We start from the raw sequence: 13,648 nt of genomic DNA, 5'->3' as shown, positions 1-13,648 counted from the left end.
GCGCGTTTACAATAATATCTGGGCCACCAGGTAATCGGCGACCAGGATCATGATGCAGCTGACCACCATGGCCCTGGTGCTGGATTCGCCTACCTCCAGGGCGCCCCCGCGTACATAAAACCCCTGGTAAGCCGCAACCGTGGTCATAATAAAGGCAAAAATAAAGGATTTTATTAATCCCACCGTGAGCATGAAGGGAATAAAACCTTCTGTAATAGTTTGCAAATAGCTCTGTGTGCTGAGTACCCCGGAAGCAGAACAGGCAACAAGGCCGCCCATGATACTCAGGAACATGGAAATGATCACCAGCAGAGGGATCATTGTAATGCCGGAGATCAGTTTGGGCAGGATCAGGTAGGCCGGTGAATTAATGCCCATGATCTCCAGGGCATCTATTTGTTCGGTTACCCGCATGGTGCCTATCTGTGAAGCAATCCTGGATCCGATCCTGCCGGTGAGAATAAGGCATCCGATAGTGGGGCTCAGTTCAAGAATAGAGGAATCCCGGGTAATAGTGGCAATGAGGCTTTTGGGGATCAGGTCGCTGGTCAGCTGATAGGCCGTTTGAACAGCCATTACCGCACCGAAAGAGACGGAGACGACCGCTACAATGCCCAGGGAGCCGATTCCCATGGATACCATTTCGTCGGTCAGTTCTTTCCAGTACATCCTGTAATTCTCAGGCGGTGAAAAGCTTGACTTCAATAAGCGGATGTATCTTCCGAAATGATAAAAAACCATTTAAAACAATTTTAAATTTGTTTTCGCGCTAAGTTAAAGTAAAATGCAGCACTTTAACTAAACACGTAGGGTTGAGTGCGTGTGGACCCCTATCTTAGCAGTTAAATGTAGAAAAATATTTCCAGATAAATATGAACGTAGTAATAACAGGAGGCTCCAAAGGGATCGGAAGAGCGATTGCGCTGGCTTTTGCCGGGGAGGGGGCGGCTGTGGCCATTTGTGCCCGCGGCAGGAAAGAACTGGACGAAACAGCCGGCGAACTCAGACGGGTAAATCCGGATGCCCGGCACATCGCTTTCCCTGCAGACTGTTCCCGCAGGGAGGAACTGATTGCCTTTTTTGAAAAGGCGAGGGAAAACTTCGGGGATGTTGATGTGCTGGTAAATAACGCGGGGGTGTACAGGGAAGCCACCTTGCTGGAGGAACCGGAAGGCTTGCTGGAAGAAACCCTCGAATTGAACTTGCTGGCTGCTTACCATGGGGCGCGTTTCTTCTCCGGGGGCATGAAAACCCGGAAAAGCGGGCATATTTTCAACATTTGTTCCGTGGCCAGCCTGCGGCCGGTGGTAGCGGCAGGCTCATACACAATTTCCAAGTACGCCTTGCTGGGGCTTTCCAAAACGCTCCGGGAAGAACTGAAGCCTTTTGGCGTTAAAGTGACCTCTGTGATTCCCGGATCCACCCTTACCGCCTCCTGGGAAGGAGTTCCGGTGGATGCGAGCCGGTTTGCTACTGCCGCCGATGTGGCTTCTGCTATAGTGGGCGCTTTTCGTTTAAGTGTTCATTCGACCATTGAAGAATTGCTTATCACGCCAACCATGTAACTCTAATTCATAATTAATTTTACCTGATGTTCACTGACAAAGAATTCTCAAAACTTTCTTAATATAAAAAAATATTATACTTTTGAAGTAATCTATGCTTTAAGATCGTATACGAAAGAATGGGAGTAGTTTCTCAGGTAAAGGATAATCCGGATATCATCTGTTTACAGCTGGCCGACACATTATGCCCCTTCCACAAGCAAATGGTTGCAGACCTGCTTGTTTTCCATATGCACCTGCGTATCAGGCTAGGCGTAAGCGACGATCATTTTTATGAAAAGTTATTGCTGACCCTGGTAGCCTGCCGGAAACAAAATGACCAAAAGGCATTCTTGTTCTATTTTATGAAGGAGATGGAAGCCGTTTCCGGAAAGGAGATCACGGATATCGCCCGTTTGCTCCAGGGCTCCCTGTTACTAAAAAAGGATCGGTTAAAAGTAGTTACCCTGCCTTTCTGGAAGGAAACCTTTGCGGGCATTTAACCGGGATGGCGTTTTTTTGTTGGTCCTAAACGGAGATAATTCCCTGTTTTATCGCAAAGATCACCAACCCTGCTACATTTTTTGCGCCGATCTTTTCAAAAAGGCGGGTCCTGTAGCCCTCCACGGTCCTGACACTTAAAAACAGCTTTTCAGCTATTTCCAGGTTGCTGTATTCCTGGCAGATGAGTCCCAGTACTTCTGTTTCGCGCTCATTTAGTGCAATGTTTTGCTGCCCGTCTTCCCGGAGGCCCGCCCGCCCGCCTATCAGCTGCTTGACCAGGGTAACGGAAAGGCGCTCGTTAAAATAGAATTCCCTTGCATGAACGGTCGTTACCGCTTCGATGATTTCCCGGGGTTCGGCATTCTTCAGAATATAACCGCTCGCGCCCGCTTTCATCATGTCTACGATGTATTTATCTTCATGATACATGGAAAGCGCCAGCACTTTTACTTCCGGGAAATGCTCCTGAATATAGGCGGTAGCCTGCATTCCGTCCATTACCGGCATTTTTATATCCATGAGGACCACATCCGGTTTTCTTAGCGGAAGAAGGTCTGCCAGTTCCCTTCCGTTGCCGGCCTCGATGATGATTTGAAAGGACGGCTGATCTTCCAGTATGGCCTTGAGGCCTTCCCTGAAAATTTTATGATCGTCCGCAATGGCAAGTTTTATTGATTCCATACAGGGGGAGTTACTATAACTGTTACGGAAGTGCCTTTTTGGGAATCCGAATCAATTTGCAGGCTGCCGTCCACCAGCTGCAGGCGGCTGCTAAGATTCTTCAACCCGAAACCGTGTTTTACTTTTTGTATATCGAATCCTGTTCCGTTATCATGGAAGCAAAGGATTAACCGGGCTTCTTCTTTGAATAAAGTTACGGTTATTTCCCTTGCGCCTGAATGTTTAATGGCATTGCTGAACAGTTCCTGCGCAATCCGGTAAAAGGTGATCTCTATCTCCGGGGGATAGCGGGCGCTGAGCGTGCTGCCGAAATCCACCTGGATCCCGCTGCGCTGCTCTACCTTACGGGAGAGTTCCTTCAGCGCTTCGGCCAGGCCGAAATTCGTAAGCAGGTGAGGCATCATATTATGAATGATATTGCGGATTTCCAGGATACATTCCTCGGCCAGGTTCCGCGTATTCCTCATCAGATCGCTGGTTTCAGTTTTGTTTTCGCAGACCTTTTCCAGGCGGTGCAGGTTGAATTTTATGACCGAAAGTACCTGGCCCACGCTGTCGTGCAGGTCTTCGGCCAGCCTTTTTCGCTCGCTTTCCTGGGCTTCAAAAACCGCTTTCAGCAGGTCGCTTTGCTGCTCTGTCTGAAGCTGCTGCAGCTCGGTTTGACTTTTTAACATCCTTCTCTGGTAAATAATGACGAAAAGGAATAAAAAGATGATGAGTGCCACAATGACGAGCGTGCCAACGATCAGTACGGGGATCAGGTTGTTTTCGGAGGTTTGCAAAGTAATCCTATCGCGTATAAAATGTTTGAAAAAATATTCGTTACAGAGTGGATCGCGTATAATTCCTGCCGTTGCTGTGCGATAACCAGGTTAAAGAGCATGAACAGGAATATGTTTACCGAAAAATAGATCAGCACCCCTGAATTGATCCAGAACAGGGCCTGCTTTTCTATATGAATATATTCCTGCCTTGTAAAGATCTGGTAGAAATATAATAAAGAAAAGCTGATCAGCATAATGCCCTGAACGGTGTTTGAAAGTGAAGGGTACAGCCATATGCCCTGAATCAACAGGGCGTTTGCCACGATCACCAGCAAGGCCGCCGGCCCCATGAACAACACCGCCTTTCGTAAGGCGGCGCTGTAAAATGCCCGGTAATAAATGATGCTGAAAAAAACGATGCTGATAGCGATGAACAAATGAAGCAGCGGCATATTGTTGGCAATGCCCATTCTTATTGTCAGTACCAGGATCAGTTCAAACAAAGCAGCTACCATAAAGAAGACAGCTGCTGTTTTCACGGTCCGGTCAAGACGGCGGAAATTCACTATCCCCGCAAGCACCGGCAATAATGCCGATGCCGCGGAAAGATCGTTCAATGATAGCTGTTCTCCCATCAGATTGGCTTAAAGATCAGCCCTCGGTAAGACTGTTTTTGGGACATCCGGGTGAACCGGGGCAGGGATTGGACTGTTCAATAACTTTGAAATCATTTCCGCTGCCTGCCGATGTCCGGAAAGACATGGTCTGTATTCCACTGGTGACGATATTTTGCTGCGACGGTTCGCTTCCCGCGCTTGTTTCCGGCAGCTGGTCTTTTCCTTCCCGGTTTGAGCCAACCAGGATCAGGTGTTCTTCCCCTTCGGCATTGGCAAGCCCCTTCCTTATAAAATTGCTGATACTTAACAGGAATTGCTGCCAGGCATTTAGCCGGAGACTGTTTGCGTAGTAGATCCTGATCCCCATACAACCCTCCTGGTCAAGAATATCCTGCAGGTGAACCCTTCCGAAAAAATGGGATATTCGTTCGTCAGGACGCATCCGCCTGTAATTCCTGGTCCATAAAGTTGCGGTTTTCATGTCAATGGGGGCTCCCTCTCTGCCGGTAATAGGGAATTCCGGTTCTTTTGTTTGCATGATTCTATTGGATATGGTTAAAAATTTAAAGTAAAAATAGCATTTATAAGTGCTTGTTTTTACATAAATGAGCGGTTGCGTAGTTATACGCGGCCGAAACCGTAAAACTGCGCTTTTAAACTCCGTAGTTGCTGACCTGAGAAACCGTGACAGCTACCTTGAAATTGCGGCGCCGGCAGCCAACCTTTGGGATATGATTAACCAGGCAATACAAGCGATCCTTTCCCGCCTCAACGACTATATAGGCACGGCGGAACCAGAAGTAGTACTCGGGAATATTTCCCTGATAGACGCTTTCCAGGATACTTCCGCCCAAAGCCTCACCGACAGGGTGATAGCCTCGGTTGTCAATATTGAACAGGAAGGCTCCCTGCGGAACATTCCTTTCCGGCGCCCCTCCCTTAACCAGGACGGCCTTCCGCGGGTGCAGGAACGCGAGCCGGAAATCCATTTGAATGTGTACCTGCTTTTCGGATCGAATAAGAACAACTACGGCACCGCGCTTCTCCGGATCTCCCAGGTGATCGCCTTCTTTCAGCGGAAGTTTGTTTTCACCCCAGCTGATACTCCTGAACTGGGCGCCCTGGATCTGAACAAGGTCGTTTTTGATCTTTACTCGACCAATTTCACGGAACTTAACCAATTGTGGGGGATTATGGGCGGGAAATATATTCCATCGGTGGTGTACAAGATGCGGGTCTGCATTATACAGGACGCTGATGAAGTTCCTTCCGCGATGGTCGAAGAAATTAACCTTGGGGCGGCAAACCTGAACAACGGCTGACAAATGGAAACGTTCTCCTGGAGATATCAACCCGAATTTATCATCGCCGTCCTGATCAACGGGCAGCCGGCGGAAGATTTCAGTGTGCTTCCGTCGGCGGCTGCCAGGAAGGCGCTTGATAACTACGGCTTTATTACCAGGACTACCGGCGGGAAACTGACCGGCTTTGGAAGGCAGGTTTTGAACGGTACGAACTGGGCGCCCGCTTATGCTATCGACCGGCCGCTCTCATTCAGTTTTTGGCTGAGTACGAAGCCGGGAGATCCTTTCCGGATCCCGGGCATTTTTAATGATCCTGTCCTTAGGTTTGGTAAGCCGGTGTTTTATGCTAATAACCTTTCCACCACCGGGGAAATAGACGCGGATCTGTCCGGCAATATACTCGAATTGCTGCCTGACCCGCTCCTGGCTGATGAAAAAAAGGCCGCTTTGAGTACGTACACGCCTGCGGCAGCTATTACTCCCGGCCAATATACCGCGGTGAAAGCACGAAAGATCAGTGCAGGGGCGGCCATGGAATTTTATCTGTCACGCCCGATTTCCCCGCTTCAGGGGGAAGCCAGCCTGGATTTTCGCCCATTTCCGGGAGGCGCCCACCTGGTGGTACTGGAAGGAAGCCCTTCCCTGCAGGAGAAGCTGATTCCGGATGAAGCCGCCCTGGCCGCAGGGGTTCAGGGAATGGTGGATATTTATAAAGATGCCTGGAGAGCCCCGGCAGAAGCAATCGAATACAGGATAAATTTTATTACATAAAAAATACAATTATGATAAATCTGGCAGCGCTGAGTACCCCTGGTGTTTACATTGACGAGGTACCTAAACTTCCGCCTTCCGTAGCCCAGGTAGAAACTGCTATCCCGGCTTTTATCGGATATACGCGGGAAACAGAGTTTAACGGGGAACCCCTTCTGAACAAGGCGGTAAGAATTAAATCCCTGGTCGAATACGAACTTGTATTCGGAGCCAGGACGGAAACCTTCACGGCTACAGTTGATTCCGCCGCCGGCGGGACGACGGTTTCAATAAGCGATCCCGGTACTTTATTCAGAATGTATTATGCCCTGCAATTGTACTTTGCCAATGGGGGAGGCCCCTGTTATATCGTATCCATCGGGCCGGATGACGGCTCGGAAACTATTTCCGATACCGCGCATACTGCCGGGCTGAATGCCATTGCCAGGGAAGACGAACCCACCCTGCTGGTGTTCCCGGATGCAGAAGGAATCTCGGATACGGACAAATTTTACGGGGTGTACCAGGCGGCCCTTGCCCAATGCGAATTACTGAAAGACCGCTTTGTGATCTGCGATATTCAGGGAGGGCATAAAGATTTCAACGCTCCCGGTGAAGCGAGTGTCATAAACGACAATACCATCGGTTTTCGCAGCCATATAGGTACTAATTCGCTGCGCTACGGAGCAGCCTATTACCCGCACCTGGAAACCAGCCTTTCCTATAATTACGATGAACTGCTGGTAAATGTCTCCGGATCGGCGGTTCCGGCAAATGCGGTCCTGAGGGCTCCGGATACCGCTTCGCAGGCAGATAAGGACAAATCACTCTTCCATAGTTTCAATGATCTTTATCACCGGGTAAAGGATGCCATTGCCAGCCTGCCGCTTATTTTGCCTCCGGGCGGCGCTATCGCCGGCGTGTATGCCGGTGTGGATGCCACGCGAGGGGTCTGGAAATCACCCGCCAACGTGAGCCTGAATTATGTCAGAAGGCCGGTAGTAGAAATAGACGACCAGGATCAGGAAGGCCTGAACGTGGACACCAGCGGAAAGTCCGTCAACGCCATCCGGAAATTTACCGGCAAAGGTACCCTGGTATGGGGGCAAGGACGCTTGACGGGAACAGCAATGAGTGGCGTTACGTTAGTGTACGGCGTTTTTTCAATATGGTGGAAGAATCGACGAAAAAGGCGGCCGAGCCCTTCGTTTTCGAGCCGAACGATGCCAATACCTGGGTTAAAGTGAGGGCCATGATCGAGAACTTCCTGACCCTTCAGTGGCGGGCGGGAGCCCTTGCAGGCGCCAAGCCCGAACATGCTTTTTATGTAAAGGTAGGCCTGGGGCAAACCATGACGGCACAGGATATCCTGGAGGGGCGGATGATCGTGGAGATAGGCATGGCTGTGGTCCGTCCTGCGGAATTCATTATCCTGCGTTTCAGCCATAAAATGCAGGAATCCTGACAACGTATTCATCTGAGATTTAAAAATCAAGTATCATGGCTTATAAGACACCCGGCGTTTATCTTGAAGAAATTGCTTTGTTCCCGCCCTCGGTGGCGGCAGTAGCCACCGCTGTTCCGGCTTTTGTCGGGTACACGCAATTGACGGCTGATAAAAGCGGCAGCTCGCTTATCAACACGCCCGTCAGGCTCTCTTCGCTCCTTGAATTCAGCGTCCTGTTTGGGGGTGCATATGAGCCGGCAAGCTACCAGGTAGTGGTTGACCCCGCTTTCAGGATCCAACAAATCAATCCGCTGGACGAAGCCGGAAATCCGGGAAAGTATTTTCTTTATGATGCCCTGCGCCATTATTTTGACAATGGCGGCGGCCCCTGCTATGTGGTGGCGGTAGGAAGTTATGAAGACCCCGTGGAATACGGCGCCGATGATGCTTCCGGCATACGTGGAGGTTTAAAGGCCGTGGAAAAGGCGGACGAACCCACCATCCTGCTTGTGCCGGACAGCGTTTCACTAGATGCCGCCGGCGCCGCGCAGGTACACACCCAGATAGCGGCCCAGTGCGGCCGGCTGAAAGACCGGTTCGGCATCCTGGATATCGTGGACGGTTATCTTCCAGAGGACGGTATTACAGGAGCGCCTTTTGAGGAATTCCGGAACGGAACGGGCACCGAAAACCTGAAATACGTGGCGGCTTATTACCCCTGGCTCTATTCTCTTTACCAGAAAACGGTCAGTTTTACCCGTATTGCAGTGGTAGATGACGCCACACCCCCAAACCCGGTGGCCATTGCCGACGTCAGCAACCTGGTTGGCGATTTCCAGGCAAGGCTGGCGGAAGAGAACCAGGTTTTCGGCAAAGTCACCGCGCTGCCCCTGAACAGGGATAATTATGACCTTACCGCCCTTTACGAAGAGCTGCTCAATGGAGAAGACGGGATCAATGCCGGCACCGCCAATGGAAGTAATATTAAAGCTCGGTTTACGGTTTTGCTGCGGTTTGCCAGGGAAATGGCGCTGGCTTTCCCCTCGCTGGAAAGCGACCCCGCCACGCCGGCGACCCTACGGTCACTCCTTGCGTCTTTAAAGGCAGACACCACACTTCAGCAGCACCTGGTTAACCTGGCGGGTTTTGAGGCCAATGCGGTGGTCTCCGGCCTGGTGACCGCGGCAGCGGACTATAGTTCCCTTTACGGGACCGAATGGCTAGGCGGCGAAAGCCAGGCGACCGTTCCCGCCGATCCCGCTGATTACCAAAGTTCCGGGAACAACCTTGAAAAAGGCCGTGCAGCCGGTAACTCTTCCGTTTTGAAGACCGCTTTCGATGGAATAGCCGCTGCTTTCAGGCGCCTGGCCGAAAGCGCCCTGTTTCGAAGCGCCCGCCAGGAAGAAAAACTATTTAAGGAACATCCTTTTTATAAGGTCGCCTATGAGCGCGTCCGCAGGGAAAGCAGTTTAATGCCGCCTTCAGGAGCTATCGCCGGCGTTTACGCCGCCACAGATCGTACCCGGGGCGTATGGAAGGCGCCGGCGAATGTGAGCCTGAGGAGCGTATCGGGCCCTTGCCTGAAGCTGGCCGACCGTGAGCAGGAAAGCCTGAACGTTCATACTACCGGGAAGTCAATCAATGCGATCCGGGAATTTACCGGCAAAGGTACCCTGGTATGGGGGCAAGGACGCTTGACGGGAACAGCAACGAGTGGCGTTACGTAAGCGTGCGGCGCTTTTTCAATATGGTGGAGGAATCGGTAAAAAAAGCCACCGAGCCTTTTGTTTTTGAGCCGAACGATGCCAATACCTGGGTTAAAGTACGGGCGATGATCGAGAATTTCCTGACCCTTCAGTGGCGCGCGGGCGCCCTTGCCGGCGCCAAGCCCGAACATGCTTTTTACGTAAAGGTAGGGCTGGGGCAAACCATGACGGCGCAGGATATCCTGGAAGGGCGGATGATCGTGGAGACAGGCATGGCTGTGGTTCGCCCGGCAGAGTTCATTGTATTGCGTTTTAGTCATAAAATGCAGGAATCTTAAAGATTGTACCACTTAAATTAAATATAATGGCAACTTATCCAATTCCAAAATTTCATTTCCAGGTCGAATGGGGCGGCAGCAAGATCGGGTTTACCGAAGTAACCGGCCTGGATATCACTACCGAGGTGATTGAATACCGGGACGGGGCCAGCCCCGAATTTTCGAAAGTGAAAATGCCCGGCCAGCGCACGTTCAGCAATATTACGCTGAAACGAGGCACCTTTGCCGGGGACAACGAGTTTTACGACTGGTTCAACACCGTAAATATGAACCAGATAGAACGGCGCGACCTCACGATCAGCCTGCTGAATGAGAACCATGAGCCGGTGGTGGTCTGGAAGGTAAAAAATGCCTGGCCGCTGAAAGTCACTCCCACTGATCTGACCGCCGAAGGGAATGATGTCGCCCTGGAAACCATGGAGCTGGCTCATGAAGGCCTGACCATCCAAAACGAATAATTATGGCTATCCCGGGCACTTATCCCTTAACGGGTTTTCATTTCGTAGTGGCCTTTGAGCTTTTCCCCCAGCTGCCGCAGGATTTCCGTTTCCAGGAAGTAAGCGGGCTTTCGGTTAATATGGAAATGGAACCTTACCGCGAAGGCGGGCAGAACCGCTTCGAACACCAGCTGCCGGTAAAGACCAGCTACACCGATCTGACCTTGAAACGGGGAATGTTTGAACTGCCGTCTGGGATCATGGCATGGTGCATCAACGCGGTTCAGCACTTCGAATTTCAACCAACCAACCTGCTGGTTTCCCTGCTGAATGATCAGCATATTCCCGTGCAGTCCTGGTACGTGGTAAATGCGATTCCCAAAAGCGTGGAATTCAGCAGCCTGAATGCCGAACAAAGCCAGGTGGCCATTGAAACGCTGGTGCTGAGTTATAACTATTTCAACATACTGAACCAGTCCGCCGGCCTGGCCGCTGGCCTTAATGCCGCCGCCATTTAGGCGGAAGTAATGATTCACGCAAAAAAAACAGTCTTATGCCCATCGAAATAAAAGAACTGCACATTAAGGCAGTAGTAGCCCCCAGGCAAATAGCTCCTTCCGGCTGGAGCCAGTACACCAGGAGCGAGTACGAAAAAATGCGAAAGGAACTGGTGAAAGATTGCATTGAAAAGATCCTGCAATTGCTGGACGATAAAAAAGAACGCTGATGATACCACTTGGCCAACTGGAGAAAATGCTGATAAAGGCGTACACAGATGCCAGCTGCAGTACGCCCGTAGCCGAACCTTATACGTTCCGGGTGAATCCTTCGTCCTATACTTATAAATACCAGCTGGAACTGGCCCAGGATGAAAACGCAGGAGCCAGCGGCAGCCCGCTCAAGTATTTTAGGCAGGCGCCCAATACCTGGAACTTCGAGATACTTATAGACGGTACGGGGGCCATCAGGGAAACCTCTGCGGCGGATCTTTCCCTGATCGGGAGTACCAAGCCGGTGGAAGTAGCTGAAGAGGTGAAAAAGCTCAAGGCCCTGGTACTGGACTATCACGGGGAAATGCACCGCAATCCATACCTGGTGATCACCTGGGGGAAGAAGTTTTCAGGGGAACGCTGGAATCGCTGGACCTGGAATACAAGCTGTTCAAACCTGACGGTACCCCGCTGAGAGTGATCGCCACCCTGAGCATGAAAGAATGGGTGAATCCTGACCACCGGGTGCTTATGGAAGACGCTTCTTCTCCGGACATTACGCACCAGCGCACATTTGAAGGGAGTGACCGCCTGGACCTGATGGCGCATAAAATATACGATACACCCGCCTATTACGTGGACGTGGCGCTTGCCAACGGGCTCGACAGCTTCAGAAAGATCGCGGCGGGAAAGAATATTGATTTTCCTCCATTAAAATAACCGGACATGGCAGTATCCAGGACTATACCTCACACGGAAAAAGCGGATGTCGTTACCTGCGCCATTCTAGTTAATGGAGCCGAACTTTCAAGGGCCATTCCCCTGCTTTCCATTGACATAAAAAAGGAAGTGAACAAGATCCCTTTAGCCAGGGTCCGGATCGGTGACGGAGATCCTTCCCTGGGAGACTTCCCCCTCAGCAACCGGGAAGAGTTGATCCCGGGAAACGAAATTGAGATAAGGATCGGCTACCGCAATGATAACAACAGTCTGTTTCGCGGCATAATCGTCTCCCATTCCAACAAAATATCCGCCCGGAAAGCGGAACTGCTCATTGAATGCAGGGACAAAGCCGTGAAACTTACCATCGGTAAGAAAAACAAGCATTTTGAAAATCTTAGCAACGCGGAAATTGCCGAAGAAATCATTGCACGTTACGGACTTGAAAGTGAAATTGAAAGTACCGGCGTCCGGTATAAAGAGGCCGTTCAGTTCAATACAAGCGACTGGGATTTTATGCTTTCCCGGATGGACCGGACCGGCAGGATCTGCCTGGTGGAAGATGGGAAGATCATTCTGAAAAAACCCGACTTATCTGCTCCCGCTGTACTTGACCTCCTTTTCGGCGCGACGATAATCGACTATCAGGCAGAAATTGACGCCAGGGAGCAATTAGCGCACGTCAAAGCGAGATCCTGGGACTACAGTAACCAGGAGCTGGCCGAAAACACGTCGGATGAGCCGGAAGCGCCTTCGGCAGGCAATCTCAGCCCGGCATCCCTTTCGGAGATCACCGGCCCGGAAGAATACCTGCTGCCCGGCGCGGGAAAGGCGGAATCCGCCGTATTAAAAGAATGGGCGAACGCCCGAACGCTGAAAAGCCGTTTGTCGAAAGTCAGGGGACATGTCAGATTCCAGGGATTCAGGGAAGTAAAACCCGGAGATTTCATTACGATCAACGGGGTAGGGGAACGTTTTACCGGACCTGTTTTTGTTTCCGCGGTCCGGCAGGAATATGCGGGCGGCAACTGGCATACCACGGTGAATTTTGGCATGCCGGGCGAATGGTTCAGCGAGCAGCTGAATCCCTTTCATTTATCGGCCCAATCGGGCTGGTTCCCGTCCGTTCAGGGGTTGCAGACAGGCATTGTGACCGACCTGGAAGACCCGGAAGGCGAATTCCGGGTAAAGGTACGCCTGCCGCTGGTCAATCCGGCGGAGGAAGGCCTCTGGATGCGTGTTGCAACGCTGGATGCGGGCAATGCACGCGGTACTTTTTTCAGGCCGGAGCTTGGCGACGAGGTGATCGCAGGCTTCCTTCATAACGATCCCGATCACCCGGTAATCCTGGGCATGCTGCACAGTAGTGCGCTTGCCGCCCCGCTCACCGCATCTAACGCAAACCCGGAGAAAGGCTATGTGAGCAGGGAAGGCATTAAAATGATATTTCATGACGCGGACCGCTCACTTACGCTGGAAACTCCCGCGGGAAAAAAAATTACACTGGATGATAGTGCCGGCGCCATCAGCGTGGAAGACGAGCATGGGAACAGTATCCGGATGGAAGCCGCCGGCATAACCATAGACAGCGCCGCCTCCCTGAATCTGAAAGCGGCCGCGGACATTAAACTCGAAGCCGTGAATATCCTTCTCAGCCCTTCTTCCCAGTTCGGTGTATCGGCCGGCGCTTCCGAAATAACCGCCGGGGGAGGGAGCGCCGAAATTAAAAGCGCTTCGGTAAAGATCAACGGCGCCGGCCTGACGGAAATTAAAGGTGGATTGGTAAAAATAAACTAATAAAATGCCCTTTGCAGCCAGGATCACAGACATGCACATTTGCCCCCTGCTTAACCCGGGGGAGCCCCGCACGTGGGCGGGCCGGTGCTTCCGCCGGGAACGGTAACGGTACTGACAGGCGGCCTTCCGGCGGCCACCCTCGGAGATATGTGCGTGTGCGCGGGCCCCCCCGACATGATCGCGGCCGGATCTTCGACCGTCCTTATCGGCGGGAAACCGGCAGCACGCATGGGAGACATGACTGCACACGGCGGGAGCATTATAGCAGGCTGCCCCACGGTACTGATCGGCGGATAATTGCTGACCGGCGGATAAATAAGGCTGAAAAC

At 51.6% G+C, this 13,648-nt stretch carries 20 protein-coding genes; 15 read left to right on the top strand and 5 right to left on the bottom strand.

All coding sequences use genetic code 11. The features are described from left to right. Positions 1-6: 6 nt before the first annotated feature. Positions 7-741: an MlaE family ABC transporter permease gene (locus tag FRZ59_RS17100; protein ID WP_132129660.1), complete on the bottom strand. Its 735-nt coding sequence runs from the start codon at positions 739-741 to the stop codon at positions 7-9. Between the two features lie 131 nt (positions 742-872). On the opposite strand from FRZ59_RS17100, the gene FRZ59_RS17095 reads away from it, so the two are divergent. Both FRZ59_RS17095 and FRZ59_RS17090 read left to right on the top strand, forming a co-directional pair. Then, positions 873-1,565 (top strand): SDR family oxidoreductase, encoded by a 693-nt coding sequence (locus FRZ59_RS17095; protein ID WP_132129659.1) that lies wholly within the window; start codon positions 873-875, stop codon positions 1,563-1,565. A gap of 119 nt (positions 1,566-1,684) precedes the next feature. Beyond that, entirely contained in the window at positions 1,685-2,047 is a 363-nt protein-coding gene (locus tag FRZ59_RS17090) for a hypothetical protein (protein WP_132129658.1), read from the top strand. A gap of 25 nt (positions 2,048-2,072) precedes the next feature. Here the strand turns inward: FRZ59_RS17090 and FRZ59_RS17085 are convergent, their stop codons facing one another. Genes FRZ59_RS17085 through FRZ59_RS17070 form a run of 4 tightly spaced genes read right to left on the bottom strand, consistent with a single transcriptional unit; the run spans position 2,073 to position 4,648 of the window. Further along, on the bottom strand, positions 2,073-2,729 hold the full coding sequence (locus FRZ59_RS17085) for a response regulator transcription factor (protein ID WP_132129657.1): 657 nt from the start codon (positions 2,727-2,729) through the stop codon (positions 2,073-2,075). Further along, positions 2,717-3,511: a sensor histidine kinase gene (locus tag FRZ59_RS17080; RefSeq protein WP_132129656.1), complete on the bottom strand. Its 795-nt coding sequence runs from the start codon at positions 3,509-3,511 to the stop codon at positions 2,717-2,719. The genes FRZ59_RS17085 and FRZ59_RS17080 overlap by 13 nt, the downstream gene beginning before the upstream one ends. After that, entirely contained in the window at positions 3,487-4,128 is a 642-nt protein-coding gene (locus tag FRZ59_RS17075; RefSeq protein WP_132129655.1) for a hypothetical protein, read from the bottom strand. The genes FRZ59_RS17080 and FRZ59_RS17075 overlap by 25 nt, the downstream gene beginning before the upstream one ends. A 16-nt stretch (positions 4,129-4,144) precedes the next feature. Continuing rightward, positions 4,145-4,648 (bottom strand): hypothetical protein, encoded by a 504-nt coding sequence (locus tag FRZ59_RS17070; protein ID WP_132129654.1) that lies wholly within the window; start codon positions 4,646-4,648, stop codon positions 4,145-4,147. A gap of 193 nt (positions 4,649-4,841) precedes the next feature. Between FRZ59_RS17070 and FRZ59_RS17065 the strand changes: the two genes are divergently transcribed. The 13 genes from FRZ59_RS17065 to FRZ59_RS17020 all read left to right on the top strand — a co-directional run bounded on the left by FRZ59_RS17065 (position 4,842) and on the right by FRZ59_RS17020 (position 13,616). After that, entirely contained in the window at positions 4,842-5,432 is a 591-nt protein-coding gene (locus tag FRZ59_RS17065; protein ID WP_158640663.1) for a Pvc16 family protein, read from the top strand. Positions 5,433-5,435: 3 nt separating this feature from the next. Beyond that, a complete protein-coding gene (locus FRZ59_RS17060) occupies positions 5,436-6,185 on the top strand; it encodes a hypothetical protein (RefSeq protein WP_132129652.1) in 750 nt (249 codons plus the stop codon). Positions 6,186-6,196: 11 nt separating this feature from the next. Beyond that, positions 6,197-7,411 (top strand): phage tail sheath family protein, encoded by a 1,215-nt coding sequence (locus FRZ59_RS17055; protein WP_225975106.1) that lies wholly within the window; start codon positions 6,197-6,199, stop codon positions 7,409-7,411. Further along, positions 7,333-7,629 (top strand): phage tail sheath C-terminal domain-containing protein, encoded by a 297-nt coding sequence (locus FRZ59_RS19240; RefSeq protein WP_225975105.1) that lies wholly within the window; start codon positions 7,333-7,335, stop codon positions 7,627-7,629. Before FRZ59_RS17055 ends, FRZ59_RS19240 begins: the two co-directional genes overlap by 79 nt. 35 nt (positions 7,630-7,664) lie before the next feature. After that, positions 7,665-9,338, top strand: a complete 1,674-nt coding sequence (locus FRZ59_RS19235) for a hypothetical protein (RefSeq protein ID WP_225975104.1) — start codon at positions 7,665-7,667, stop codon at positions 9,336-9,338. Beyond that, positions 9,290-9,655: a phage tail sheath C-terminal domain-containing protein gene (locus tag FRZ59_RS19230; RefSeq protein WP_225975103.1), complete on the top strand. Its 366-nt coding sequence runs from the start codon at positions 9,290-9,292 to the stop codon at positions 9,653-9,655. The genes FRZ59_RS19235 and FRZ59_RS19230 overlap by 49 nt, the downstream gene beginning before the upstream one ends. A gap of 26 nt (positions 9,656-9,681) precedes the next feature. Then, on the top strand, positions 9,682-10,113 hold the full coding sequence (locus FRZ59_RS17045; RefSeq protein WP_132129649.1) for a phage tail protein: 432 nt from the start codon (positions 9,682-9,684) through the stop codon (positions 10,111-10,113). 2 nt (positions 10,114-10,115) lie between these two features. Next, positions 10,116-10,610 carry a phage tail protein gene (locus tag FRZ59_RS17040; RefSeq protein ID WP_132129648.1) on the top strand — a complete coding sequence of 165 codons (495 nt, stop codon included), beginning with the start codon at positions 10,116-10,118 and terminating at the stop codon, positions 10,608-10,610. Between the two features lie 35 nt (positions 10,611-10,645). Continuing rightward, on the top strand, positions 10,646-10,819 hold the full coding sequence (locus FRZ59_RS18630; RefSeq protein WP_165922847.1) for a DUF5908 family protein: 174 nt from the start codon (positions 10,646-10,648) through the stop codon (positions 10,817-10,819). Then, on the top strand, positions 10,819-11,277 hold the full coding sequence (locus FRZ59_RS17035) for a CIS tube protein (RefSeq protein ID WP_147698384.1): 459 nt from the start codon (positions 10,819-10,821) through the stop codon (positions 11,275-11,277). The genes FRZ59_RS18630 and FRZ59_RS17035 overlap by 1 nt, the downstream gene beginning before the upstream one ends. Further along, positions 11,181-11,522, top strand: coding sequence for a CIS tube protein (locus tag FRZ59_RS19570; protein ID WP_432417402.1), 342 nt, complete (start codon positions 11,181-11,183; stop codon positions 11,520-11,522). Before FRZ59_RS17035 ends, FRZ59_RS19570 begins: the two co-directional genes overlap by 97 nt. Positions 11,523-11,528: 6 nt before the next feature. Then, positions 11,529-13,319: a type VI secretion system tip protein VgrG gene (vgrG, locus tag FRZ59_RS17025; RefSeq protein WP_132129646.1), complete on the top strand. Its 1,791-nt coding sequence runs from the start codon at positions 11,529-11,531 to the stop codon at positions 13,317-13,319. Between the two features lie 72 nt (positions 13,320-13,391). Continuing rightward, positions 13,392-13,616, top strand: coding sequence for a PAAR domain-containing protein (locus tag FRZ59_RS17020; RefSeq protein WP_225975102.1), 225 nt, complete (start codon positions 13,392-13,394; stop codon positions 13,614-13,616). The last annotated feature ends 32 nt before the right edge of the window (positions 13,617-13,648 follow it).

The organism is Anseongella ginsenosidimutans (assembly GCF_008033235.1).
GTDB classification, from domain to species: Bacteria; Bacteroidota; Bacteroidia; order Sphingobacteriales; family Sphingobacteriaceae; genus Anseongella; species Anseongella ginsenosidimutans.
Note: the sequence above shows the minus strand (reverse complement) of the source record. Positions and strands in the feature narration are given on the sequence as shown.